This is a genomic window from Pseudoduganella sp. GW821-FHT05F09 (genome assembly GCF_059419605.1).
The window spans coordinates 154812-177693 of sequence record NZ_JBWKSD010000003.1; the positions used below are offsets into that span (position 1 = coordinate 154812).

At 63.4% G+C, this 22882-nt stretch carries 26 protein-coding genes; 18 read left to right on the forward strand and 8 right to left on the reverse strand.

The window, feature by feature from the left end:
- The first annotated feature begins 13 nt into the window (after positions 1–13).
- Positions 14–790 (forward strand): 16S rRNA (adenine(1518)-N(6)/adenine(1519)-N(6))-dimethyltransferase RsmA, encoded by a 777-nt coding sequence (gene rsmA / locus AC07S4_RS10490; protein ID WP_494986590.1) that lies wholly within the window; start codon positions 14–16, stop codon positions 788–790.
- A gap of 173 nt (positions 791–963) precedes the next feature.
- Here the strand turns inward: rsmA and AC07S4_RS10495 are convergent, their stop codons facing one another.
- The 3 genes from AC07S4_RS10495 to AC07S4_RS10505 form a co-directional block, all read right to left on the reverse strand.
- Positions 964–1587, reverse strand: a complete 624-nt coding sequence (locus AC07S4_RS10495) for a hypothetical protein (protein ID WP_494986591.1) — start codon at positions 1585–1587, stop codon at positions 964–966.
- A 14-nt stretch (positions 1588–1601) separates the two neighbouring features.
- On the reverse strand, positions 1602–2177 hold the full coding sequence (locus tag AC07S4_RS10500) for a hypothetical protein (protein ID WP_494986592.1): 576 nt from the start codon (positions 2175–2177) through the stop codon (positions 1602–1604).
- Positions 2178–2323: 146 nt separating this feature from the next.
- Complete coding sequence (locus tag AC07S4_RS10505; protein WP_494986593.1) at positions 2324–3781, reverse strand: metallophosphoesterase family protein; 1458 nt, start codon at positions 3779–3781, stop codon at positions 2324–2326.
- Positions 3782–3854: 73 nt separating this feature from the next.
- Here AC07S4_RS10505 and AC07S4_RS10510 point away from each other — a divergent pair, with 73 nt between their 5' ends.
- Entirely contained in the window at positions 3855–4565 is a 711-nt protein-coding gene (locus AC07S4_RS10510) for an HAD family hydrolase (RefSeq protein ID WP_494986594.1), read from the forward strand.
- Between the two features lie 37 nt (positions 4566–4602).
- A complete protein-coding gene (hrcA, locus tag AC07S4_RS10515) occupies positions 4603–5619 on the forward strand; it encodes a heat-inducible transcriptional repressor HrcA (protein ID WP_494986595.1) in 1017 nt (338 codons plus the stop codon).
- A gap of 18 nt (positions 5620–5637) precedes the next feature.
- Here hrcA and fur read toward each other — a convergent pair whose 3' ends face one another.
- Positions 5638–6066 (reverse strand): ferric iron uptake transcriptional regulator, encoded by a 429-nt coding sequence (gene fur, locus AC07S4_RS10520; protein ID WP_161070982.1) that lies wholly within the window; start codon positions 6064–6066, stop codon positions 5638–5640.
- 121 nt (positions 6067–6187) lie between these two features.
- On the opposite strand from fur, the gene AC07S4_RS10525 reads away from it, so the two are divergent.
- The 5 genes from AC07S4_RS10525 to AC07S4_RS10545 are packed head-to-tail and all read left to right on the forward strand — an operon-like array spanning position 6188 to position 9084.
- Positions 6188–6793, forward strand: coding sequence for an outer membrane protein assembly factor BamE (locus AC07S4_RS10525; protein ID WP_494986596.1), 606 nt, complete (start codon positions 6188–6190; stop codon positions 6791–6793).
- 31 nt (positions 6794–6824) lie between these two features.
- Positions 6825–7631: a 4-hydroxy-tetrahydrodipicolinate reductase gene (gene dapB / locus AC07S4_RS10530; RefSeq protein WP_494986597.1), complete on the forward strand. Its 807-nt coding sequence runs from the start codon at positions 6825–6827 to the stop codon at positions 7629–7631.
- Between the two features lie 2 nt (positions 7632–7633).
- Complete coding sequence (locus AC07S4_RS10535) at positions 7634–8317, forward strand: MotA/TolQ/ExbB proton channel family protein (protein ID WP_494986598.1); 684 nt, start codon at positions 7634–7636, stop codon at positions 8315–8317.
- A gap of 18 nt (positions 8318–8335) precedes the next feature.
- A complete protein-coding gene (locus tag AC07S4_RS10540) occupies positions 8336–8758 on the forward strand; it encodes an ExbD/TolR family protein (RefSeq protein WP_161070978.1) in 423 nt (140 codons plus the stop codon).
- On the forward strand, positions 8758–9084 hold the full coding sequence (locus AC07S4_RS10545) for a barstar family protein (RefSeq protein ID WP_494986599.1): 327 nt from the start codon (positions 8758–8760) through the stop codon (positions 9082–9084). Before AC07S4_RS10540 ends, AC07S4_RS10545 begins: the two co-directional genes overlap by 1 nt.
- 52 nt (positions 9085–9136) lie before the next feature.
- Here AC07S4_RS10545 and map read toward each other — a convergent pair whose 3' ends face one another.
- From map to AC07S4_RS10565, 4 genes are all read right to left on the reverse strand, one after another.
- Positions 9137–9922 carry a type I methionyl aminopeptidase gene (gene map, locus AC07S4_RS10550; protein ID WP_494986600.1) on the reverse strand — a complete coding sequence of 262 codons (786 nt, stop codon included), beginning with the start codon at positions 9920–9922 and terminating at the stop codon, positions 9137–9139.
- Positions 9915–10166, reverse strand: a complete 252-nt coding sequence (locus tag AC07S4_RS10555; protein WP_494986601.1) for a ParD-like family protein — start codon at positions 10164–10166, stop codon at positions 9915–9917. The genes map and AC07S4_RS10555 overlap by 8 nt, the downstream gene beginning before the upstream one ends.
- A gap of 64 nt (positions 10167–10230) precedes the next feature.
- On the reverse strand, positions 10231–10596 hold the full coding sequence (locus AC07S4_RS10560) for a VOC family protein (RefSeq protein ID WP_494986602.1): 366 nt from the start codon (positions 10594–10596) through the stop codon (positions 10231–10233).
- 73 nt (positions 10597–10669) lie between these two features.
- Positions 10670–11452: an AraC family transcriptional regulator gene (locus AC07S4_RS10565; RefSeq protein WP_494986603.1), complete on the reverse strand. Its 783-nt coding sequence runs from the start codon at positions 11450–11452 to the stop codon at positions 10670–10672.
- 55 nt (positions 11453–11507) lie between these two features.
- On the opposite strand from AC07S4_RS10565, the gene leuS reads away from it, so the two are divergent.
- The 10 genes from leuS to AC07S4_RS10615 all read left to right on the forward strand — a co-directional run bounded on the left by leuS (position 11508) and on the right by AC07S4_RS10615 (position 22759).
- Positions 11508–14156: a leucine--tRNA ligase gene (gene leuS / locus AC07S4_RS10570; RefSeq protein WP_494986604.1), complete on the forward strand. Its 2649-nt coding sequence runs from the start codon at positions 11508–11510 to the stop codon at positions 14154–14156.
- A 2-nt stretch (positions 14157–14158) separates the two neighbouring features.
- Positions 14159–14743 carry an LPS-assembly lipoprotein LptE gene (locus AC07S4_RS10575; RefSeq protein ID WP_494986605.1) on the forward strand — a complete coding sequence of 195 codons (585 nt, stop codon included), beginning with the start codon at positions 14159–14161 and terminating at the stop codon, positions 14741–14743.
- A gap of 1 nt (position 14744) precedes the next feature.
- Complete coding sequence (holA, locus tag AC07S4_RS10580; protein ID WP_161070970.1) at positions 14745–15761, forward strand: DNA polymerase III subunit delta; 1017 nt, start codon at positions 14745–14747, stop codon at positions 15759–15761.
- Positions 15762–15792: 31 nt separating this feature from the next.
- Positions 15793–17058 carry a glutamate-5-semialdehyde dehydrogenase gene (locus AC07S4_RS10585; RefSeq protein ID WP_494986606.1) on the forward strand — a complete coding sequence of 422 codons (1266 nt, stop codon included), beginning with the start codon at positions 15793–15795 and terminating at the stop codon, positions 17056–17058.
- A gap of 11 nt (positions 17059–17069) precedes the next feature.
- Positions 17070–18479 (forward strand): AAA family ATPase, encoded by a 1410-nt coding sequence (locus AC07S4_RS10590; protein WP_494986607.1) that lies wholly within the window; start codon positions 17070–17072, stop codon positions 18477–18479.
- Positions 18480–18485: 6 nt separating this feature from the next.
- Entirely contained in the window at positions 18486–19097 is a 612-nt protein-coding gene (locus AC07S4_RS10595) for a hypothetical protein (protein ID WP_494986608.1), read from the forward strand.
- Positions 19098–19099: 2 nt separating this feature from the next.
- Entirely contained in the window at positions 19100–19528 is a 429-nt protein-coding gene (locus tag AC07S4_RS10600) for a CopD family protein (protein ID WP_494986609.1), read from the forward strand.
- 15 nt (positions 19529–19543) lie between these two features.
- On the forward strand, positions 19544–20146 hold the full coding sequence (locus tag AC07S4_RS10605; RefSeq protein WP_494986610.1) for a 2-hydroxychromene-2-carboxylate isomerase: 603 nt from the start codon (positions 19544–19546) through the stop codon (positions 20144–20146).
- A 61-nt stretch (positions 20147–20207) separates the two neighbouring features.
- Complete coding sequence (locus tag AC07S4_RS10610) at positions 20208–21410, forward strand: THUMP domain-containing class I SAM-dependent RNA methyltransferase (protein ID WP_494986611.1); 1203 nt, start codon at positions 20208–20210, stop codon at positions 21408–21410.
- A 77-nt stretch (positions 21411–21487) separates the two neighbouring features.
- Entirely contained in the window at positions 21488–22759 is a 1272-nt protein-coding gene (locus AC07S4_RS10615; protein WP_494986612.1) for a multidrug effflux MFS transporter, read from the forward strand.
- Positions 22760–22882 lie beyond the last annotated feature (123 nt).

The following is a 22882-nucleotide window of genomic DNA, read 5'->3' on the forward strand; positions in this document are numbered from 1 at the left end:
TGAAAAGAAGAACATGAAACATATCGCACGCAAACGCTTCGGCCAAAACTTCCTGCACGACGACAACGTCCTGTCCAGCATCACCGAATCGATCAACCCGCGCGCCGGCGACGCCATGGTGGAAATCGGCCCCGGCCTGGCCGCCATGACCGACCAGCTGCTGCGCTCGCTGCCGCATATGCACGTGGTCGAGCTGGACCGCGACCTGGTGGCGCGGCTGGAAAAGAAATACCCGCGCGACAAGCTGACCATCCACTCCGGCGACGCGCTCAAGTTCGACTTCGGCAGCATCCCCGTGCCGGAAGGGCAGAAGCTGCGCGTGGTCGGCAACCTGCCGTACAACATCTCCAGCCCGCTGCTGTTCCACCTGGCCGACTTTGCGCCGCAGGTGCAGGACCAGCATTTCATGCTGCAAAAGGAAGTGGTGGAGCGCATGGTGGCCGAGCCGGGCAGCAAGGTGTACGGCCGCCTGTCGGTGATGCTGCAATGGCGCTACCAGATGGACCTGCTGTTCGTGGTGCCGCCGGAAGCGTTCGACCCGCCGCCCAAGGTTGAATCGGCCATCGTGCGCATGATCCCGGTGGCCAATCCGCTGGCGTGCGACCGCGAGACGCTGGAAGCGGTGGTGCAGAAAGCCTTCTCCCAGCGCCGCAAGGTGATCCGCAACTGCCTGTCCGGCATGTTCACCGAAGAGCAGATCAAGCAAGCCGGCATCGACCCCACCACGCGCCCCGAGACGGTCGCGCTCGAGCAATACGTCGCCCTCGCCAACCTCCTCAAGCCCGTCTAAGCCCCAGGTTTCCCCACCCCAAAAAGGGGGGGCAAAAAAAAAGCCCGCTCAGGGAGCGGGCTAAATCCAATTCTTTGGGAAGAAATGGAGGAGACAGGTGCATTATGCTGCGCCGCAGAATATATCGCCAATTTATTTTGGCGATACCAGTTATTCTCCTCCTGAATGAATCCTTACTTCGGTACGCAGGTCAGCACGATGTTGGCGCGCGGGGCCGTGCCCATCACGTCGGTGCCGTTGGCGACCGTGCAGCGGATGTTGGCGGTGGCCGCCGGTTCAATGCTGAGCACCGTCACGCCGTAGGCCTGGCCGGTCGGGATGGCGGCCGGGAAGGTGAAGTTGAGGCTGTCCTTGGTCAGCACCACGGTGCCGCCCGTACTGCCGTTGGTCAGCGTCACCACGGTGTCGTTCAGGATGCTGCCGGCCGTAATGGTGCCGCCTATGGTGTAGGTCTTCTGGGTGCAGATCACGCTGGCCGCAATGGTGGCCGTGCGGCCGGCCGAGCCGGCGCCGTTGACCACGCTGCAGTCCATATTGGCGGGCGGGGTCAGCACCTTGATGTCGTACTCGGTGCCGTAGGAGATGCTGTTGTTGAACTTGAACGTGGTGGCGCCCACCGGTATCGGCAGGGTGTCGCCGCCGTTTTGCAGCACCATGCCGCTGTTGGCGACCGGTTGCGGCACGCCTTGGCTGGTGACGAACACGCCGGCCACGTCGAACGACGCTTTGCCGCCGCAGGCGCTCAGGGCCAGCAGCAGGGCCGCCGCAGCGGTGGTGCGTACAGGAAATGCTTTCATTTTATGCTCCAGGCTTATTTGCAGGTGACGACGACGTCGTGTTTGGCGCCGATCGGCATGATGCCGTTGCCGTTGGCGACGGTGCAAGTCTGGCCGGTTGGCTGCTTGAGCACGCTTACGCCGTAGGGTGCGCCGTTCGCTACCTGGGCAACGAAGGTGAAATCGGTGGTGCCGGGCAGCGGGGCCAGGGTGGCGTCGCCGTTGGCCAGTATCATGCCGCTGCCGGTCAGGCCGCTGATCGAGCCGCCCAGCGGATACGGGTCGGTGCTGCAGCTGATCACCGTGGTGCTGTAGGTGTAGTAGTTGATCTTGTTCTTGTTGCTGCTCGGGGTGCAGACCTGGCCCACCGGGCTTTTGTCGACCTTCACTTCAAACGGCGTGTCCGGGGCCAGCAGGTCGGGGAAGGCGAAGTTGCTCGGGGTGCCGTCAATGACCAGCTGCTTGCCGCCATTGCTCAGGATCAGGCCTGCACGGTTCAGGCCGATGATGCTGCCGCTGACTGGCAGGCTGCCGCTGTCGCTGCCGCCGCAAGCGGCCAGTGCACTGGCCAACACCAAGGCTGCGCCGCAACGCGAGGTCAAACTATTCATAAAACTCTCCAGATACTAAATAAGTACTAAGGTAAGGAAGGCCGGGCCTTGCGGCGGCGGATGCGATAGGCGCATGCGGCGCCTATTTTAGTGCATCCGCCAGCGGCAACTTGTAACAGCTTGTGACTTTGGCATGGCGAAACCGGCTATTGTACTTGTGTCGCGCTGCACACGGAGCGCTTGCCGCTGATCCGGCAGCGGTTTTTTATCGCGCCGTGCCGGTCGTGCACGGTGACGGTCCACTCGCCGGGGCCGCCGCGCTCCATGGCCATGAAGCCGAAACCGCCTATCCAGCTGCTGAATTGCTCGGCCACGGCGCCCGGCGCAGGGCTGACGCCGGCCGGCAGCCGGGCCGGCAGCGGCGCCATGTCCTCGGCGGTGCCGGAGAAGCCGGCCACGAACTGGCTGGGGTGCGCACTGGAGAAGCTGAGCTGCTGCCACAGGTGCACATGGCCCGACAGCAGCACCTGCACGCGCTCGGGCAGCAGCAGGGGATTGAGCGAGCCGAAGCTTTGCTGCAGGCCGGCGTCGCCCAGGTGCCAGTCGAGCTGGCCGTCGGGCTTGAGCTCGGCGCCCACGCCCAGGATGGGGTGGTGGGTCACGGCCAGGTTCCACGGCGCCTGCCGCGACAGTGCGTCCAGGCGGCGGTAGGTGGCGCGGTACTGTTCGTAGCCGGCGTCGCCCGGCTTCAGGCCCTTCCAGGTGGTGGCGGCGGTGTCGGCCACCAGCAGCTGGGCGCCGCCGCCCAGGGGCACGGCGTAGGGATCGCTGTAGTTGCCGGGGGCGTCGCCGGCGTTGTCGCGCGCCGGGTCGATGCAGTCGCGGCCGCTTTGCAGGGGGCGCGGGTCCAGCAGGCGCCACCAGCCCTGGCCGGCGCGCTCGCAGCTTTCGTGGTTGCCGCGCGCCACCACCCAGGGTGCGGCGGCCAGCAGCGCCGCGCCGGGACGGAAGAAGTCCTCGCGCCAGGTGTCCCAGCCGTAGCCGTGCGGGCTGCCGGCGCAGCCGGCCTGGCCGGCCGGGCAGGGCGATTCGCGGTAGTGGTAGTCGCCCACGTGCACCACCAGGTCGGGCTGCCACGCGGCGGCTGCGGCGGCCACGGCGGCGAAGGGATAGGCTTGTGGGTCGTTGCAGTCCTGGTATTCATTGCCGCTCTTCTTCAGGCGGCAGCCGGTGTCGCCGATGACGACGATGCGGCGCGGTTCGGCGCGCGGCAGCGGCAGGGGCACGGCGTAGCCCGGACCGGGCGCTCCGGCGCTGGTGATGGCGGCGCTGGCGGCGCCGGGCGGCAGCGCCGCTTCGCACACGCGCAGCGGGAAGGCCGAGGGCTGCGCGCCTTCCTTGACGGCGTTGGCGCGCAGCGGCAGCGTGGCGGGCGCGGCGCGCAGCGCCATGGGGCGGCTGGCGCCGTCCACCACGATGGCGGGGCAGGCGGGCGCGTCCAGCACCACGCGCGCCACGGCGCCGCCATCGCCCATCAGCACATAGGCGGCAAAGCCGTCCGGCAAGGGCTGCGGGGCCTTGTCTGGACTCTGGACCAGGGGGCCGGCGCAGGCGGCCAGCAAGGCCAATGGCGCCAATAAGAAGGGGGCGGACAGTTTGGACAAGGGGCGCTCCGTGTGGACAATCCATTAATTTAACATGCTCCCCCAGCCGCCGCAGCCGTGCGACAATATCGGCATGACAGCCCGCCCGCCCCTGAAAGCCATTCTGTTCGATCTGGACGATACCTTGTGGCCGATCGCGCCCGTGATCGCCCAGGCCGAGGTGACGCTGCACGCCTGGCTGGCCGAGCACGCGCCGCGCGTGGCGCAGCAATTCACCATCGAGGAGCTGCGCGCGCGCCGCATGGCGCTGCTGGCGGAACGCCCCGAACTGCACGTGGACCTGGCCAGCCTGCGCCGCGCCGGCCTGCAGGCCGCGTTTGCCGAGCTGGGCGAGGACGAGCGCCACCTGGACGGCGCTATGCGCCACTTTTCGGCCGCGCGCAACGCCGTCAAGCTGTACGACGACGTGCTGCCCGGCCTGCTCAAGCTGAAGCAGCGCCTGGTGCTTGGCACCATCACCAACGGCAACGCGGACCTTGAAGTTGTCGGCATGGCCCACCATTTCAAGGTGTCGCTGGCGGCCGCGCATTTCGGCCGCGCCAAGCCGGACCCGGACATTTTCCTGGCCGCCTGCGCGGCGCTGAATGTGGCCCCGGCCGAGGCGGTCTACGTGGGCGACGATTTGAAACTGGACGTGGACGGGGCGCAGCGCGCCGGCCTGCGCGCGGTGTGGATGAACCGCAGCGGCAGCGACGCCCACCTGGCCGCCGGCATTGCGCCGGACGCCATCTGCGCCACCTTTGACGAACTTCTGGACTGGCTGGAAAACCAGCTTGCATATTGATGCCCTGCCTGCGCGCGTCTGCGTGCATAATAAGACCATGCAACTCGATATCCGTGCCCAAACCCTGCTCAAAGCGCTCGTGGAGCGCTACATCGCCGACGGCCAGCCGGTAGGCTCGCGCGCGCTGTCGAAAATTTCAGGGCTGGACCTGTCCCCGGCCACCATCCGCAACATCATGGCGGACCTGGAGGAACTGGGCTATGTGTCCAGTCCGCACACCTCGGCCGGGCGCATCCCCACGCCGCGCGGCTACCGCATCTTCGTCGACACGCTGCTGACGGTGCAGCACATCGACGAGAGCTCGGTGGAGGCGCGCATGCGCCTGCCCAGCCAGCAGCCGCAAAAGCTGATCGCCAACGCGGCGCAGATGCTGTCCTCGCTGTCCCAGTTTGCCGGGGTGGTGATGGCGCCGCGCCACGAGTCGGTGTTCCAGCAGATCGAATTCCTGCGCCTGTCGGAAAAGCGCATCTTGCTGGTCATCGTCAGCCCGGCGGGCGACGTGCAGAACCGCATGCTGCTGACCGACGTGGACTACACGCCGGCCCAGCTGGTGCAGTCGGCCAACTACATCAACCAGCACTACAGCGGCCTGGCGCTGGAGGACGTGCGCGGACGCATGCAGGGCGAGCTGCGCCAGTTGCAGAACGACATGGGCCGCCTGATGCAGGCGGCGGTGGAGGCCGGCAGCGAGGCCATGGCCGGCAGCACCGACGATATGGTGATTTCCGGCGAGCGCAACCTGCTGTCGGTGAGCGACCTGTCCTCGAACATGACGTCGCTGCGCCAGATGTTCGACATGTTCGAGCAGAAGACCGGGCTGATGCAGCTGCTGGACGTGTCCAGCAAGGCCTCCGGCGTGCAGATTTACATCGGCGGCGAGTCCAACCTGGTGCCGATGGATGAAATGAGCGTGGTGACGGCGCCGTATGAAGCCAACGGCAAGATCGTCGGCACGCTGGGCGTGATCGGGCCGACGCGCATGGCGTATGAGCGGGTGATACCGATCGTGGATATTACCGCCAAGCTGCTCTCGAATGCCTTGAGCAACCATTGATTGGCGGGTTGCCTTGGCTTATTGCTTGTGCGGGCACTCGGTCTTGACGCAGTTGCCGTAGATGGCCAGCGCGTGTTCGGCGATCTTGAAACCGCGCGCTTCGGCGATGCTTTGCTGGCGGTGCTCGATTTCCTCGTCGAAGAATTCTTCCACGCGGCCGCAGTCCAGGCACACCAGATGGTCGTGGTGCGAGCCGGCGTTCAGTTCGAAGATGGCCTTGCCGGTCTCGAAATGGTTGCGGTTCAGCAGGCCGGCCTGCTCAAATTGGGTCAGCACACGGTAAACCGTTGCCAGGCCAACATCCATATTGTCCGCCAGCAGGATCTTGTAAACATCCTCCGCAGTCAGGTGGCGCACCGGGCTATTCTGGAAAATGTCGAGGATCTTCAGGCGCGGTAAAGTCGCTTTCAGGCCGCTTGCCTTCAGGTCGGTTGGGTTGTTGCTCATGTTTCTTACTCGTGTGTGGGACAATGTGCTTTATCATATAGTGTTTTGGCACTTCCGCTCAATCGATTTGAGGTCATTTATGCGCATCACCCAGGCTATACCGCAGTCCATGTTGCACAGTATGAAACGCCGCACGCCCCGCGTGGCGGGCGCGATTTGCCTCGCGCTGGCCGTTACCGGCTGCGCATCGCTCAGCACGCTGGGCGAGAAGAAGGCGGATCTGAAAGTCGAAGACAATGCGGTCGTGGCCGGCAAAGGCGCCCAGGTCCGCAGCATTTCGCAGCTGCAGAAGTTCATGTGGTTCTTCTCGCCTTACCGTCCGGACATTCAGCAGGGCAACTTCATTTCCCAGGAAATGCTGCAGCAGCTCAAGCAGGGCCAGACCCGCGACCAGGTGCGCTTCATCCTCGGCACGCCTTTGCTGCAAGACATCTTCCACGCGGACCGCTGGGATTACCCCTTCCGCCTGGCGCGCGGCAATGGCGAGACCATAGACAGCACCGTGGTGGTGTATTTCAAGGATGGCAAAGTGGACCGCTTCGAAGGCGGCAACCTGCCCACCGAACAGGAATACATCGCGCTGATCGCCGGTCCCGCCAAGAACGCCAAGCAGGCGCTGAAGGACCAGAACAAGGGCGTGTCGCCAAGCTCGGCGCCGCTGCCGGCCGGCACCGACTCCGGCGCCGCCGCGCCCGTGCCTGTGACGCCGAAAATCGAATCGAAATAAGGACCGAAGTTAGGGTTATTTAGGGCTATTGATGACTGAACTGAATATTGCAATCGTGGGCGCGAGCGGCCGCATGGGCCGCATGCTGATCGAGGCCGTGCAGGCCACGCCGGAAGTGCGCCTGTCCGGCGCGCTGGACCGGGCCGACTCGCCCAGCCTGGGCCAGGACGCCGCCGCCTTCTCCGGCAAGCCGGCCGGCGTGACCATCGAATCCGACCTGGCCAAGGGCCTGGCCGGCGCGGACGTGCTGATCGACTTCACCCGTCCGGAAGGCACGCTGGAGCACCTGGCCTACTGCGCCGAGCACGGCGTCAAGATGGTGATCGGCACCACCGGTTTCGACGAGGCAGGCAAGGCCGCCATCGCGGCGGCGGCCAAGAAAACCGCCATCGTGTTCGCGCCCAACATGAGCGTGGGCGTGAACGTCACGCTCAAGCTGCTGCAGCTGGCCGCCAAGAACCTGAACACGGGCTACGACATCGAAATTATCGAAGCGCACCACCGCCACAAGGTGGACGCGCCGTCCGGCACCGCGCTGAAGATGGGTGAAGTGGTGGCCGAGGCCCTGGGCCGCGACCTGAAGGACTGCGCCGTGTACGCGCGCGAAGGCGTGACCGGTCCGCGCGACCCGTCCTCGATCGGTTTTGCCACCATCCGCGGCGGCGACATCATCGGCGACCACACCGTGCTGTTTGCGGCGGACGGCGAGCGCATCGAGATCAGCCACAAGTCCAGCAGCCGCGTGTCCTACGCCAACGGTTCGGTGCGCGCCGCGCGCTTCCTGGCCGACAAGTCGGTGGGCTTGTTCGACATGAATGACGTGCTGTCGCTGAACTGACGATGGACGACCTGGAGAACCACTTCAGCTTGGCGCGCTATTGGGCGCAGGGCGACGCGCTGAGCCACGCGGTGGCTTACGTGCTGCTGGCGATGTCGCTGGTGAGCTGGTACTTCATCCTGTCCAAGGCCTTTGCCTCGTGGCGGGTGCGGCGCAGCGCGGACGCGGTGGAGGCGTTCTGGAACGCGCCCACCATGGGCGACGGCGTGGCCTTGCTGGATGCGGCCGACCCGGAACGCGTCTACCTGCCGCTGGCGCAGCAGGGCGCGGCGCAAGTGGACGTGGTCAACAAGCGCACGCTGGCCGGCGATATGAACCATGCCGAACAGGTGACGCGCGTGCTGCGCGGCGCCATCCACCGCTCCACCATCAAGCTGGAAAGCGGCCTCACGCTGCTGGCCTCGATCGGTTCCACGGCGCCCTTCGTGGGCCTGCTGGGCACGGTATGGGGCATCTACCACGCGCTGTCGGCGGTCTCCAGCCACGGCACCGTGCAGATCGACAAGATCGCCGGCCCGGTGGGCGAAGCGCTGATCATGACCGGCATCGGCCTCATGGTGGCGATCCCGGCGGTGCTGGCCTACAATGGATTCAACCGCGTGAACCGGCTGACCTTGTCCGAACTGGACGCCTTCGCGCACGACCTGCACGCCTACCTGACCAGCGGCGAGCGCGCCCGCGGCTGAGCTGAGCGAGGAACCCGCATGGCCTTCGGCGCATTCAACCACCACCGTCAAAAAGAAGCGATGTCCGACATCAACGTCACGCCCATGGTGGACGTGATGCTGGTGCTGCTGGTGATCTTCATCCTGGGCGCGCCGGCCTTCACCAGCGCGGTCAAGCTGGACTTGCCCAAGGCGCAGGCGGCGCAGCCGCAGCAGCCGGCCGCCACGGTGACGGTGGCCATCGACGGCGCGGGCAAGATGTACTGGAACAATGAAGCGGTCACGCAGGCCGTGCTCGAGCAGCGCCTGGCCGAAGCGGCGCGGCTGGAGGTGCAGCCCGAGCTGCAGCTGCGCGCAGACAAGGACACCCGCTACGAAATCGTGGCGCAAGTGATGGCGGCCGCGCAGACGCGCGGCCTGAGCAAGATGGGTTTCGTTACCGACCCGAAGGAAAACAAATAATGGCTACCGCAGAACTGAACGGCGCAGCGATCAAGGATTTCGACAGCTTCCACGCCGAATGCAAGGCCGCCTTCGGCTTTCCCGAAACCTACGGCAATACCATCGACGCCTGGATAGACTGCCTGAGCTATGTGCGCGACGAGGACGGCATGACCAAATTCCACCTCAAGCCGAACGAAGTGCTGGACATCGTCATCAAGGATTCGGCCGCCATGAAAGCGGCGGTGCCCGAGCTGCTGGAGGAAATCACCTTCTGCGTGGGCGGCATCAACGAGCGCTACGAGGATTACGGCGAGAAGCCGGCGCTCAAGCTGACCTTGCGCTGATGGCGGCGCCTGGCGGGTTACGGCCTGCGGCCTAACCCGCCGGGGGCCGCCGCTAGCCTTGTTCGCCAGGCGCCAGCGTCAATACTTCATAGCCGGTCTCGGTGACCGCCACCATGTGCTCCCACTGCGCGGACAGCGAACGGTCCGCCGTCACCACGGTCCAGCCGTCCGGCATTTCGCGCGACTGCGGTTTGCCTGCGTTGATCATCGGCTCGATGGTGAACAGCATGCCGGGCTGCAGCACCATGCCGGTGCCGGGCTTGCCGTAGTGCCGCACTTCCATCGACTCGTGGTACACCAGGCCGATGCCGTGGCCGCAATAGTCGCGCACCACGCTGAAGCCGGCCGCTTCGGCCACCGTCTGGATGGCGTGGCCCACGTCGCCCAGGGTGGCGCCCGGCTTCACCGCGCGTATGCCCGCCCACATGGACTGGTAGGTCACGTCCACCAGGCGCTCGGCCTGTTTGGACGGCTGGCCCACATAGTACATGCGGCTGGTGTCGCCGTGCCAGCCGTCCTTGATCACCGCCACGTCGATGTTGATGATGTCGCCGTCGCGCAGCACGCGCTTGGGCGAGGGGATGCCGTGGCAGATGACTTCGTTGACCGAGGTGCAGACGGTGGCCGGGAAGCCGCCGTAGCCCACATTGGCCGGTATCACCTGCTGCACCTTGACGATGTAGTCGTTGCAGATCTTGTCCAGGTATTCGGTGGTGACGCCGGCCTTCACGTGCGGGCCTATCATGGTCAGCACGTCGGCGGCCAGCTGGGCGGCCACGCGCGCCTGGGCGATCTGGTCGGGGCTCTTGATGAGGATTTCGTCGCGCTTCTTACGCATGGTGCCTCCGCTGCGCAATCGGCGTGGTGGGGGCGGTAGCAATGGCATCGGCCAGCGTCGGGCCGTCCTGCGCGGCGCGCAGCAGCATCTGGCAGATGTCGCTGTAGCGCAGGTCGGGGTTGGTTTCGGCCAGCATGCCGATGCGCAGCCAGTGCTCGGCCTGCGCGTTGATGGAGCGGCTCAGCGCGCCGCTCGCCACACGCAGGTTTTCATGCATCTGGTCTGAAATTTTTACGATACCCATGAGGCACACTTTCATATATGGTTTGCATATGAAACGTATATTATCATGGATGGCGGCAAGCTGCCTAGCGCACGTCCTCAAGCTTGAACAAGGGGTTGTAGATCAGGCCCAGCACATTGCCGAAGGGATCGTTCAGCTCGGCCACCTTGATGCCTTCGCCCACGTCCTGGATGGCCGAGTGCTCGGTGGCGCCCAGCGCCAGGATGCGCGCCACGTCGGCCTCGATATCGTCCACGCCCCAGTACACGCGGCTGCCCGCCGTGCCGGGCACGCCGTCCGGCACCAGGCCCAGCTCGAAGCCGCCGATGGCGTAGCCGGCGTAGAAGGGCTGGTCGAAATACGGGGCCACGCCGAATACGCTGGTGTACCAGGTTTTGCCCTGTTCCATGTCCGGCACCGGATACATGGCGGTGCGTAATCCTTTGATCATCTTGTTCTCCTTGAAAGATTGTCGATAGCCGCATCTTGCCATGCCCGCAGCAGCCGCGATTGGAAAAATGGAATCAGCGCAGGAAGCTTTCCGGCGCGCCGCCGGAAAATTCCTGGAAGTCGTGGATCAGATGGGACTGGTCGAAATAGCCGCAGTCCAGGGCCAGCCCGGCCCAGTCCGGCGCTGCGGTGCGGGCTTGCCCTCCCGCCAGCGCGCCGGTGGCGCGGCGGAAGCGGCAGATGCGGGCGTACATTTTCGGCGTCAGGCCCACCCTGGCGCGGAACTGCGCCGCCAGGTGCTGGCGCGACACGCCCAGGCTGTCTGCCAGCGCCTCGATGCGCAGGGCGCCGCCGCTGCCGTCGATGGCGTGCAGCGCCGCCGCGACCAGCGCGCCGGCCGCAGAGGCTGGCGCACCGCCGCGTTCGGCCAGGCGCGCCATCAGGTGGCGTTCTATCAGCCCTATGCGGCGCGCCTCGTCCAGCTCGCCGCCCCACAGGCTGTCGGCCACGCGGTCGGCGTCGCTGCGGCCCCACAGCAGGTCCAGTTCGGTGCGCCGGTCGGCCAGCTGGTGCAGGGGCAGGGCGGGCTGCAGGAACAGGCCGGCCGCGCCGGGCTTGAAGCGCACCGCCACCGTGCGCACGGTCCGCTCGGACGCCACGTGGATGGCGCGCGTCATCATGCCGACGGCGAAGGCCGGCGCGCCGGTGTCCTGCCACAGGATGTCGATGCAGTTGTCCGGCAGAACGCGGTGCGAGACCGGGCGGCCGTCCCGCGCCGGTCCGCCGGACGCGCTGGCCCACAGGCACGCGACATACGGGCGCAAGGCTGGGTGTGGCGGAAATTCCTTATAGTGCATGCTGTTATAATGACCGGTTCATATCCACCAATATTTCATACTGGCCGCACACATCATGCAAGATAAATATAGTCCCGCCGACGTTGAAAAAGCCGCCCAATCCCACTGGAAGGCGATCGACGCCTACAAAGCGGTAGAAAACGACCCACGTTTCCCTAAAGGCAAGTACTACGCTTGCTCGATGCTGCCTTACCCTTCGGGCAAGCTGCACATGGGCCACGTGCGCAACTATACAATCAACGACGTGATGTACCGCTACCTGCGCATGAACGGCTACAACGTGCTCATGCCGATGGGCTGGGACGCGTTCGGCATGCCAGCGGAAAACGCGGCCATGGCCAACAACGTGCCGCCGGCGCAGTGGACCTATTCCAATATCGCCCATATGCGCGAGCAGATGGAGTCCATGGGCCTGGCCATCGACTGGTCGCGCGAAATGACCGCGTGCAAGCCCGAGTACTACAAGTGGAACCAGTGGATGTTCCTGAAGATGCTGGAAAAAGGCATCATCTACAAAAAGACCGGCACCGTGAACTGGGACCCGATCGACCAGACCGTGCTGGCCAACGAGCAGGTGGTGGACGGCCGCGGCTGGCGTTCGGGCGCGCTGATCGAAAAGCGCGAAATCCCGATGTACTACGCCCGCATCACCGACTACGCCGACGAGCTGCTGGAATACGTGGACACCAAGCTGCCGGGCTGGCCCGAGCGCGTGCGCACCATGCAGACCAACTGGATCGGCAAATCGACCGGCGTGCGCTTCGCCTTCCCGCACGAGATCAAGGACGCCGACGGCAAGCTGATCCAGGACGGCAAGATGTTCGTCTTCACCACCCGTCCGGACACCATCATGGGCGTGACCTTCTGCGCCGTGGCGGCCGAGCACCCGCTGGCCACGCACGCCGCGCAGAACAATCCTGAACTGCAGGCCTTCATCGCCGAGTGCAAGATGGGCTCCGTGATCGAAGCCGACATGGCCACGATGGAGAAGAAGGGCATGCCGACCGGCCTGTTCGTCACCCATCCGCTGACCGGCGCGCAAGTGGAAGTCTGGATCGGCAACTACGTGCTGATCACCTACGGCGACGGCGCCGTGATGGGCGTGCCTGCGCACGACGAGCGCGACTTCGCCTTCGCCAACAAATACAATCTGCCGATCAAGCAGGTCATCACCACCGCCGCCAAGCCGGAGTTCTCCAGCACCGAGTGGCAGGAATGGTATGGCGACAAGGAAGTGTCCATCGTCACCAACTCCGGCAAGTACGACGGCCTGAACTACGCCGCCGCTGTCGATGCGGTTGCCGCCGACATGGAAGCCAAGGGCCTGGGCGAGAAGAAGATCACCTTCCGCCTGCGCGACTGGGGCATTTCGCGCCAGCGCTACTGGGGCACGCCGATCCCGATGATCCATTGCGCCGACTGCGGCTCCGTGCCGGTGCCGGAAAAAGACCTGCCGGTGGTGCTGCCGGAAGACTGCGTGCCGGACGGCACCGGCAACCCGCTGAACAAGTACGAAGCCTTCCTGAAGTGCGACTGCCCGCAGTGCGGCAAGCCTGCGCGCCGCGAAACCGACACCATGGACACCTTCGTCGATTCGTCGTGGTACTACATGCGCTATACCTCGCCGGGCGCGAACGCCATGGTGGACGAGCGCAACGACTACTGGATGCCGATGGACCAGTACATCGGCGGCATCGAGCACGCCGTGATGCACTTGCTGTACGCGCGCTTCTGGACCAAGATCATGCGCGACTTCGGCCTGGTGAAGTTCGACGAGCCTTTCGTCAACCTGCTGACCCAGGGCATGGTGCTGAACGAGACCTACTACCGCGAAGACGCGGCAGGCAAGAAGACCTGGTACAACCCGGCCGACATCAACCTGACCACCGACGACAAGGGCCGCCCGCAAAGCGCGCTGCTGCAGGCGGACGGCCAGCCGGTGCAGATCGGCGGCACCGAGAAGATGTCCAAGTCGAAGAACAACGGCATCGACCCGGCCGCGCAGATCGAGCAGTACGGCGCCGACACGGCCCGCCTGTTCACCATGTTCGCCTCGCCTCCCGAGCAGACGCTGGAATGGTCCGGCTCCGGCGTGGAAGGCGCGAACCGCTTCCTGCGCCGCGTGTGGGCTTACGGCTACGCGCAGAAGGCCCGCATCGAAGCGGCCGGTTCCATCGGCGCCGTGGGGTCGGCAGTTGCAGGAGACGCGCAGAAAACCCTGCGCCGCGAACTGCACAAGATCCTGCAGCAGGCCGACTACGACCTGAAGCGCATCCAGTACAACACCGTGGTGTCGGCCTGCATGAAGATGCTCAACACCATGGAGTCGGCCAAGCTGGACGACAGCGCGGAATCCAATGCGGTGATCTCCGAAGGCTACGCCATCTTCCTGCGCCTGCTGAACCCTGTCGCGCCGCACATCACCCACGTGCTGTGGGAAGAGCTGGGCTACGGCAAGGCGCTGGGCGACCTGCTGAACGCGCCGTGGCCGCAAGTCGATGCCGCCGCGCTGGAGCAGTCCGAGATCGAGATGATGATACAGGTGAACGGCAAGCTGCGCGGTTCGGTGAAAGTGGCCAAGGGCGCCGACAAGGCCGCCATCGAAGCCGCCGCGCTGGCCGAGGAAAGCGTGCAGAAGTTCATCGAAGGCACGCCGAAGAAGGTCATCGTGGTGCCGGGCAAACTCGTCAACATCGTGGTGTAAGCATGAAGACCACCACCCATGTTCTGAAACGCGGCGCCGGCGCGCTGCTGGTGGCGGCGGCGCTGGCCGGTTCTCTGTCGGCCTGCGGCTTCCATCTGCGCGGCTCGGGCGGGCACTACACGCTGCCTTTCCCCGCCATGTATGTGGGCCTGCCGGAGTCGTCGCCGCTGGCGATTGACCTCAAGCGCAATATCCGCGTCAATGGCAACACGGTGGTGGTGTCCGACCCGGCCCAGGCCGACGGCGTGATCGAGGTGCTGACCGATCCGGAAAAAACCCGCACCAAGACCATTCTGTCCCTGAACAGCAATGGCCGGGTGCGCGAGTACCTGCTGGCCTACACCATCGTGTTCCGCGTGCGGGACAAGCTCGGCAACGAGCTGCTGGCGCCCACCAGCATCAGCCTGAATCGTCCCATCACCTTCGACGAAACCCAGCTGCTGGCCAAGGAGCAGGAAGAGGCGCTGCTGTACAAGGACATGCAGACCGACCTGGTGCAGCAGATGATGCGCCGCATGGCGGCCATCAAGCCGGTGGCGGCGCTGTCGCTGGCGCCCGCAACCCCGGTCGCGGCGCCCAAGGAATAATATGCAATTGAGGCTGGAAGCGCTGGACGGGCATTTGAGCAAGCCGCTGGCGCAGCTCTACGTCATCACCAGCGACGAGCACCTGCTGGCGCTGGAAGCGGCGGACAAAATCCGCCGCAGCGCGCGCGCGCAGGGCTATTCCGAGCGCGACGTGCTCACCGTGGAGCGCAGCTTCAAGTGGGGCGAGCTGCTGGCGGCGAACCAGGCCTTGTCCCTGTTCGGCGACAAGAAGCTGATCGAGCTGCGCATCCCGACCGGCAAGCCGGGCAAGGACGGCGGCGCGGCGCTGCAGAATTACGTGAAGGATTTAAGCCCGGACAACCTGACGCTGATCACCCTGCCCAAGCTGGACTGGCAGACGCAGAAGGCGGCCTGGGTGGCCAGCCTGCAGCAGGCCGCCGTGTACATCGACATTCCGAATGTCGAGCGCGCGCAGCTGCCGGGCTGGATAGGATCGCGCCTGGCCGCGCAAGGCCAGAGCGCGGACCGCCAGAGCATAGACTTCATCGCCGACCGCGTTGAAGGCAATCTGCTGGCGGCGCATCAGGAGATACAGAAACTGGGCCTGCTGCACGAGGCGGGCAAACTGGCATACGAACAAGTGCATGACGCGGTGCTGAACGTGGCGCGCTATGACGTGTTCAAACTGAGTGAAGCGATGCTGTCCGGCGATCCCGCGCGGCTGGTGCGGATGCTCGAAGGCTTGAAAGGCGAAGGCGAAGCGCTGCCGCTGGTGCTGTGGGCGGTGTCGGAAGAAATCCGCACGCTGCTCAAGCTCAAAGCCGGGATGGCGCAGGGACGGCCGCTGGGCGCGCTGCTCAAGGAGTACCGCATCTGGGGGCCGAAGGAGCGCATGATGGAACCGGCGTTGCGGCGCGTGTCGCTGCCGCTGCTGGAAGCTGCGCTGCAGGAAGCGGCGCAGATAGACAAGATGATCAAGGGCCTGCGCGCCAAGGCATACGCGGGCGACGCATGGGATGCGATGCTGCAGCTGGCGCTGAAGGTGGCGCGCGGCTGAGCGCTTCACACAGAATGAGTACGGGACTGAAATGGACATCACGCAGTACATGGAACAAGTGGGCCGCCAGGCGCGCCTTGCATCGCGCGCCATGGCCCGCGCCGACAGCGCGCAGCGCAACCGCGCGCTGCTGCTGATCGCCGACGCGATCGAACGCGACGCGGCCGCCCTGCGCGCCGCCAACCAGCTGGACCTGGACGCGGCGGCCGCCGCCGGCCTGGCGCCGGCCCTGCTGGACCGCCTGACGCTGTCCGACAAGGCCATCGCCACCATGGTCGAAGGCCTGCGCCAGATCGTGGCGCTGCCGGACCCCATAGGCGAAATCAGCGGCCTGAAATTCCGCCCGAGCGGCATCCAGGTGGGCCAGATGCGCGTGCCGCTGGGCGTCATCGGCATCATCTACGAAGCCCGCCCCAACGTCACGGTGGACGCGGCCGGCCTGTGCATCAAGAGCGGCAACGCCACCATTTTGCGCGGCGGCTCCGAAGCCATCCACTGCAACCGCGCGCTGGCCAGGCTGGTGATGGAAGGCCTGCAAGGCGCAGGCCTGCCTGCGGACGGCGTGCAGGTGGTGGACACCACCGACCGCGCCGCCGTCGGCGCCCTGATCACCATGCCGCAATACGTGGACGTCATCGTGCCGCGCGGCGGCAAGGGCCTGATCGCGCGCCTGATGAAGGAAGCCACGGTGCCGATGATTAAGCACCTGGACGGCATCTGCCACGTCTACATCGACGCCAAGGCCGACATGAAGAAGGCGCTGGACGTGGCCTTCAACGCCAAGTGCCAGCGCTACAGCCCGTGCAACACCATGGAAACGCTGCTGGTGGCGCGCGCCATTGCGCCGCAGGTGCTGCCGGAGCTGGCCAAGCTGTATGCGGCCGAGAAGGTGGAGCTGCGCTGCGATCCGGAGTCCTACAAGATCCTGGAAGGCTACCCGCAGCTGGTGCACGCCACCGAGGAAGACTGGGCCACCGAATACCTGGCGCCTATCCTGGCGGTGCGCGTGGTGGAAGGCATCGATGAAGCGATGGACCATATCAGCACCTGGTCGTCCAAGCACACCGAGTCCATCATCACCGAAGACTACAGCGACGCCATGCGCTTCCTGCGCGAAGTCGATTCCGCTTCCGTGATGGTGAACGCGTCCACCCGTTTCGCGGACGGCTTCGAATACGGCCTGGGCGCGGAGATCGGCATCTCGAACGACAAGCTGCACGCGCGCGGCCCGGTGGGCCTGGAAGGCTTAACATCGCTAAAATATATCGTACTTGGTAGCGGACAGATTCGTCGGTGAGGAGGTAACGTATGCTAACTAGGCTTAGAGTAAAAGGCTTTAAAAGCCTGGACGACATTGAGGTGCGATTCGGGCCCTTTACATGCATTGCTGGAGTAAATGGGGTTGGGAAATCAAATTTATTCGATGCTATTCTTTTCCTTAAGCATTTGGCGGATCTTCCAATTATTGAGGCTGCGACAAGTATTCGAAATAGTGGAAAACAACGCGCAAACATAGCGTCGCTATTTACAAAAACCGCAACACATCATGCGCAGGTTATGGAGTTTGAAGTTGATCTGTTGGTTGCGGATAAAGTTGTGGATGATTTTGGTCGATCTGCAAAGCCGAAGGTGACATACCTACGCTATAATTTGGCGCTTAAATATGTTTCAGCTTCATCTGTGACTGCTGAGAGCATTGAGTTGATATCTGAATCTCTGAATTTTATTCAGAAAGGTATGGCTGCGCGTGAGCTTGGTTTTGGAATTTCTAAAGATTTTTTGGCTTCAGCTTACCAAGGCGGTAGTAAGATTGATTTCATCTATATGGATGAGAAAGAGTCTGGTATCGTCAAGATTCGTCAAGAGGGCGGAAGTGGGCCGCCAATTAGTATACCTATAGCAAAGACCGGACGTACTATACTGAGCAACATCAATACTATTGATAGGCCCACGGCATTGGCTGCGCGTCGTGAAATGCAGTCGTGGATGAATCTGCAGCTTGAGTCCAGTTCTCTTCGAAAACCAGATGATTTCTTATCCGTTAGTAGCGTATCCGCCACTGGCGAGCATTTGCCGGCTGCATTGGATAGGCTGAAGAAAAACGAAACAGTTGCCAATAGATTGGCGCGCTTGTTGCCTGACGTTGCCGACGTATTTGTTGATGTGGATGAACGGCGCCAACTTAAAACTCTTTACTTGGAAACCACTAGCGGAATTAGACATGAAGCCCGTTCTCTGTCAGACGGTACACTAAGATTTTTGGCTTTGGCAATTATTGGTGTGGACCCAACGGCTGGAGGTGTTATTTGCCTCGAGGAACCGGAAAACGGCATACATCCTGCCCGTATCCCGGCCATAGTGGAGTTGCTGAGCCAGATGGCCGTTGATCCAGATTATTCAGTTGATGAAATTAATCCACTTCGGCAAATTATAATAAATACTCACTCACCAATGGTGATCGAGCGCCTTAGGCTGGAGGATATTGTTGTTTCTCAGGCCTATAAGCGTGACGGGGCATCATTGTCGACGTTTAGTCCAGTTGGTGAGACCTGGCGATCTGCTAGCTCATCTGGGAAGGTATCTGACAATGCTCGACCAGTTGGGTTTGGTGCTTTGTTGGCGTACTTGGCGCAGGATGAGGCGTTAGAGAAGGGTGTTTCAGGAAAGTTGAATGTTCGGCAGGTTTTCAAACATCAACTTGACCTTATTTCAAAATAATAGCGAATGAAAATATTTCGCTATACCTTGCTCGCCGATGGTAGTTCGGATGCGGTGCTAATGGCAGTCATTGATTGGCTGATTTCACAACATAGACCTGATTTGATTGTTCAGGGCCAACTTGCTGAGAATTTGGGTGACGTCGGAAGGCGTCTTTATGATAGGGTTCCTCGTGCATTGCAACAGTATCCGTGTGACGTATTTTTTATTCATCGCGACTCTGAAGGCGAAGCATATGAGACGCGATTAGGAGAAATAACCGAGGCAGTTGCCCAGCTGCATGATAATTTCGTTCCTATAATTCCTATGAGGATGACTGAGGCTTGGTTGTTGTCGGATGAGGCTGCGATTAGATCTGCGGCTGGGAATCGTTCAGGAAAAATTCCGCTAGAAATTCCTTCGAAAAAGGTTTGGGAGCGCTTGCAAGATCCAAAGGAAAATTTGATGAGTTTACTGCGGATGGCTTCAGGTAAAAATGGTAGAGCACTTGATAAGTTCAGGCCATTGCAATGTAGGCATTTGGTGGCGCAGCGAACGGGAGATTTTTCCGAGCTGAGGGGCTTGGATGCATTTGATAAATTTGAACACGATTTAATACAAGCAATTAGAGGATTTTGAAAATGCTCTGGGTAAAAGCGTTCCACATCCTGTTCGTCGTGTCCTGGTTCTCCGGGCTGTTCTACCTGCCGCGCATTTTCGTGAACCTGGCGCTGGAGAAGGAGGGCGTGAGCCGCGAGCGCCTGCTGCTGATGGCGCGCAAGCTGTACCGCTTCATGATGATGCTGTCGGTGCCGGCGGTGCTGCTGGGCGCGTGGCTGCTGTGGCTGCAGTACGGCGGCGCAGGCGGCTTCAAGATGCCGGGCTGGATGCACGCCAAGCTCACGCTGGTGATCCTGGCGATAGGCTATTCGCACGCCTGCGGCGCCATCCTGAAGAAGTTCGAGCGCGGCGCGAACACGCGCAGCCATACGTGGTACCGCTGGTTTAATGAAGTGCCGGTGCTGATGCTGCTGGCGATTATCATCCTCGTAGTCGTGAAACCTTTCTGAGAAAGCGAGCAGCGCATGAGCAAGACCTGCGAATACTACTTTGCCCCGCATTCGCCGTGGAGCTACCTGGGCCACGAGCGTTTCGTGGCGCTGGCCAAGGCGCAAGGCGCGCAGATCGACATCCGTCCCTTCGATCTGGGCAAGGTGTTTGGCGTGTCCGGCGGGCTGCCGCTGGCCAAGCGCGCGCCGCAGCGCCAGGCTTACCGCCTGGTGGAGCTGGCGCGCTGGTCGAAATTCCTCGGCGTGCCGCTGACCCTGCAGCCGAAGTTCTTCCCTGTGTCGCCGGATGCGGCGGCCCGGCTGATCATCGCCGCGCGCCTGACGCACGGCGTGGACACTGCGCTGCAGCTGTCCGGCGCCATCATGCGCGGCTTGTGGGCGGAGGAGCGCAACATCGGCGACGAAGAGACGCTGGTGCAGATCGCAAACAGCTGCGGCCTTGACGGCCGCGCGCTGACCAAATCGTCGGAGACGGCCAGCGTGCAGGCCGAATACGACAAGAACACCGAAGCCGCCACGGCCGCCAATATATTCGGCTCGCCGTGGTATGTGCTCGATGGCGAAAGTTTCTGGGGCCAGGACCGTCTCGATTTCCTCGAACGGGCGCTGGCCTGCTGATTTACTGATGTACGCGCTGCGCGCAGGCGCAGCGTTTTTTTAACGGATAAAAGGTACCCCTATGGCTTCCTATTTTTGCCCATGCCCTCGCGGCATGGAAGCGGCGCTGGCCGAAGAACTGACTGAAATCACGCAGCTGCCGGGCAGCACGCTGAAGGTGCACAACCAGGTTCCTGGCGGCGTGCACTGCTCCGGTTCGCTGGAGGACTCCTACCGCGTCAACCTGCACTCGCGCATCGCTTCGCGCGTGCTGATGCGCATGGCCGCCGGCGGCTACAAGAACGAGAACGACATCTACGACCTGACCCTGGCGCAGCCGTGGGAAGAATGGTTCGGCGTCGACCACACCATCCGCGTGGACGTGACGGCGGTGAAGTCGCCCTTGAAAAGCCTGGAGTTCACCACGCTGAAGATCAAGGACGCGATCTGCGACCGCTTCCGCGACATGTACGGTTCGCGTCCGTCGGTGAACACCCGCGAGCCGGACATGCGCATTGTCGGCTTCCTGGACGCGCACCAGTACATCGTCTACCTGGACACCTCGGGCGAAGCGCTGTTCAAGCGCGGCTGGCGCGACGAAACGGGCGACGCCCCGTTGCGCGAAAACCTGGCCGCCGGCCTGCTGCGCGTGTCGGGCTGGAAGCCGGGCACGCCGCTGTTCGATCCCATGTGCGGTTCCGGCACCATCCTGTGCGAAGCGGCGCAGATGGTGCAGGGCATTCCGCCCGGCGCGCGCCGCCGTTTCGCCTTCGAGAAGTTCCACGACTTCGAGCAGGCCGCATGGATGGACATGAAGAACGCCATCAAGCCGAATCCGCTGCCGTCCGAGCCGACCATTTTCGGTTCCGACATCTCGGGCGACATGGTGGCCATGACGCGCCACAACCTGAAGTGCGCCGGCATCATGTTCGACATTCCGCTCAAGCAGATCGAGGCGCAGGAAGTGAAAGCGCCGACCGAGCAGCCGGGCATCCTGCTGACCAACCCGCCGTATGGCGAGCGTATCGGCGTGCGCGGCGACAGCACCTTGCCGGAAGATGAGCTGGCGACCTCGTTCTACTCGGCTTTCGGCACCACGCTCAAGCAGCGTTTCGCCGGCTGGACCGCCTTCCTGTTTACGGCGGACCTGGGCCTGCCCAAGCTGCTGCGCCTGAAGGAAGCGCGCAAGACGCCGTTCTTCAACGGCGCGCTGGAATGCCGTCTGTTCCGCTTCGATATGGTGGCGGGATACAACCGCCGCGAAGAAGCCAAGCCGAAAGTTTGATGCGCGGCGGCCGCCGGTCCGCCTTGGCGGGTTACGGCGTGCCGCCTAACCCGCCAGCGCCGCCAGCGAGACTGTTAATGTTCCCCACTCCCCCCGCCAACCTCCCGCCCGACCCCGTCGCCGAGATCCCCCCGCCTGAACCCAGCCACGCCAAACCGCTAAGCGCCTTCGCGCTGGCCATCGTGCTGGCTTCGCTGTCCATGCTGGGGCCGTTCTCGATCGACGCCTACCTGCCGGCCTTCCCCAACATCCAGGCCTCGCTGCACGCCACGCCGCTGGAAGTGCAGCAGACGCTGACGGCCTATATGCTGGCCTTCGCCGGCATGGTGCTGTGGCACGGCGCGCTGGCAGACGCTTTCGGCCGGCGCAACGTGGTGCTGGTGTCGCTGGTGCTGTTCGCCATCGGCACCATGGGCTGCGCCGCCGCGCATTCGGTGCATTACCTGTGGTTCTTCCGCGTGCTGCAAGGCGTGTCGGCCGGGGCCGGGGTGGTAGTGGGCCGCGCCATCATCCGCGACCTGTACGCGGACGCGCACGCCGCGCGCCTGCTGTCCATGGTCACCATGATTTTCTCCATCGCGCCCGCCGTAGCGCCGGTGCTGGGTGGCGTCATCGTCAAGTACCTGGAGTGGCGCGCCATTTTCCTGTTCCTGTTCGTCTACACCGTGGGCCTGTTCGTGGTGTGCTGGCGCCGCCTGCCGGAAACGCTGCCGCCGTCCAAGCGCCAGCCCTTCAATCCGCGCTACCTGGTGCACAGCTACCGCACCATCCTGTCCTCGCCGCTGTTCCACCTGAAGTCCGGCGTGGTGGCTTTCAATTTCGCCGGCCTGTTCGTCTACATCACGGCGGCGCCGGTGATGCTGCCGCGCCACCTCGGCCTCGGACCGGACCAGTTCGGCTGGCTGTTCATCCCGGCCGTGAGCGGCATTTTCCTCGGCGCGCTGGCGGCCAACCGCATCGCCGGCAGGATGAGCTTCGCGCGCCAGATCGGCATCGGCTTCTGCTTCCTCATCACGGCCGCCAGCGTCAACGTGGCTTACCATTTGTTCCTGCCGCCGTCGCTGCCGTGGAGCGTGGCGCCGCTGTTCTTCTACACTTTCGGCATGTCGGTGGTGGCGCCGGCCGCCACGTTGCTGGGCCTGGACCTGTTCCCGCACATCCGCGGCACGGTGGCCTCCTGCCAGTCTTTCGCCACCACGCTGCTGGGCGCGGTGGTGGCCGGCGCCATCGTGCCGGTGCTGTCGGACTCGGTGTTGTGGCTGGCCTACGGGCAGCTGGCCTTTACCGTGACGGCGCTTGCATTCTGGTTGACGGCGCGCCATTACCGGAGCATGCTTCTGACGCAATAAGCAGGTGGTAGTTATCGGCTGGAAAGTGTGATAAGTTTAGGGGGAAATTTTTCTTGCCGATAAGTTATCTTAGTTGTTTATGCTACTATCGCTTTTTTGGTGCCTGTTTTTACGACAGTTGGT

Excerpts from the sequence above, each read along its gene's own strand:
- AC07S4_RS10565 (WP_494986603.1), bottom strand. The coding sequence starts at position 11,452 with ATGCACTATAAGGAATTTCCGCCACACCCAGCCTTGCGCCCGTATGTC.
- rsmA (WP_494986590.1), top strand. The coding sequence starts at position 14 with ATGAAACATATCGCACGCAAACGCTTCGGCCAAAACTTCCTGCACGAC.
- AC07S4_RS10495 (WP_494986591.1), bottom strand. The coding sequence starts at position 1,587 with ATGAAAGCATTTCCTGTACGCACCACCGCTGCGGCGGCCCTGCTGCTG.
- map (WP_494986600.1), bottom strand. The coding sequence starts at position 9,922 with ATGCGTAAGAAGCGCGACGAAATCCTCATCAAGAGCCCCGACCAGATC.
- AC07S4_RS10600 (WP_494986609.1), top strand. The coding sequence starts at position 19,100 with ATGCTCTGGGTAAAAGCGTTCCACATCCTGTTCGTCGTGTCCTGGTTC.
- AC07S4_RS10610 (WP_494986611.1), top strand. The coding sequence starts at position 20,208 with ATGGCTTCCTATTTTTGCCCATGCCCTCGCGGCATGGAAGCGGCGCTG.
- AC07S4_RS10585 (WP_494986606.1), top strand. The coding sequence starts at position 15,793 with ATGGACATCACGCAGTACATGGAACAAGTGGGCCGCCAGGCGCGCCTT.
- AC07S4_RS10575 (WP_494986605.1), top strand. The coding sequence starts at position 14,159 with ATGAAGACCACCACCCATGTTCTGAAACGCGGCGCCGGCGCGCTGCTG.
- AC07S4_RS10615 (WP_494986612.1), top strand. The coding sequence starts at position 21,488 with ATGTTCCCCACTCCCCCCGCCAACCTCCCGCCCGACCCCGTCGCCGAG.
- AC07S4_RS10590 (WP_494986607.1), top strand. The coding sequence starts at position 17,070 with ATGCTAACTAGGCTTAGAGTAAAAGGCTTTAAAAGCCTGGACGACATT.
- hrcA (WP_494986595.1), top strand. The coding sequence starts at position 4,603 with ATGCAACTCGATATCCGTGCCCAAACCCTGCTCAAAGCGCTCGTGGAG.
- AC07S4_RS10555 (WP_494986601.1), bottom strand. The coding sequence starts at position 10,166 with ATGGGTATCGTAAAAATTTCAGACCAGATGCATGAAAACCTGCGTGTG.
- AC07S4_RS10510 (WP_494986594.1), top strand. The coding sequence starts at position 3,855 with ATGACAGCCCGCCCGCCCCTGAAAGCCATTCTGTTCGATCTGGACGAT.
- AC07S4_RS10560 (WP_494986602.1), bottom strand. The coding sequence starts at position 10,596 with ATGATCAAAGGATTACGCACCGCCATGTATCCGGTGCCGGACATGGAA.
- AC07S4_RS10540 (WP_161070978.1), top strand. The coding sequence starts at position 8,336 with ATGGCCTTCGGCGCATTCAACCACCACCGTCAAAAAGAAGCGATGTCC.
- AC07S4_RS10500 (WP_494986592.1), bottom strand. The coding sequence starts at position 2,177 with ATGAATAGTTTGACCTCGCGTTGCGGCGCAGCCTTGGTGTTGGCCAGT.
- AC07S4_RS10605 (WP_494986610.1), top strand. The coding sequence starts at position 19,544 with ATGAGCAAGACCTGCGAATACTACTTTGCCCCGCATTCGCCGTGGAGC.
- fur (WP_161070982.1), bottom strand. The coding sequence starts at position 6,066 with ATGAGCAACAACCCAACCGACCTGAAGGCAAGCGGCCTGAAAGCGACT.
- AC07S4_RS10535 (WP_494986598.1), top strand. The coding sequence starts at position 7,634 with ATGGACGACCTGGAGAACCACTTCAGCTTGGCGCGCTATTGGGCGCAG.
- AC07S4_RS10525 (WP_494986596.1), top strand. The coding sequence starts at position 6,188 with ATGAAACGCCGCACGCCCCGCGTGGCGGGCGCGATTTGCCTCGCGCTG.
- holA (WP_161070970.1), top strand. The coding sequence starts at position 14,745 with ATGCAATTGAGGCTGGAAGCGCTGGACGGGCATTTGAGCAAGCCGCTG.
- leuS (WP_494986604.1), top strand. The coding sequence starts at position 11,508 with ATGCAAGATAAATATAGTCCCGCCGACGTTGAAAAAGCCGCCCAATCC.
- AC07S4_RS10595 (WP_494986608.1), top strand. The coding sequence starts at position 18,486 with ATGAAAATATTTCGCTATACCTTGCTCGCCGATGGTAGTTCGGATGCG.
- dapB (WP_494986597.1), top strand. The coding sequence starts at position 6,825 with ATGACTGAACTGAATATTGCAATCGTGGGCGCGAGCGGCCGCATGGGC.
- AC07S4_RS10545 (WP_494986599.1), top strand. The coding sequence starts at position 8,758 with ATGGCTACCGCAGAACTGAACGGCGCAGCGATCAAGGATTTCGACAGC.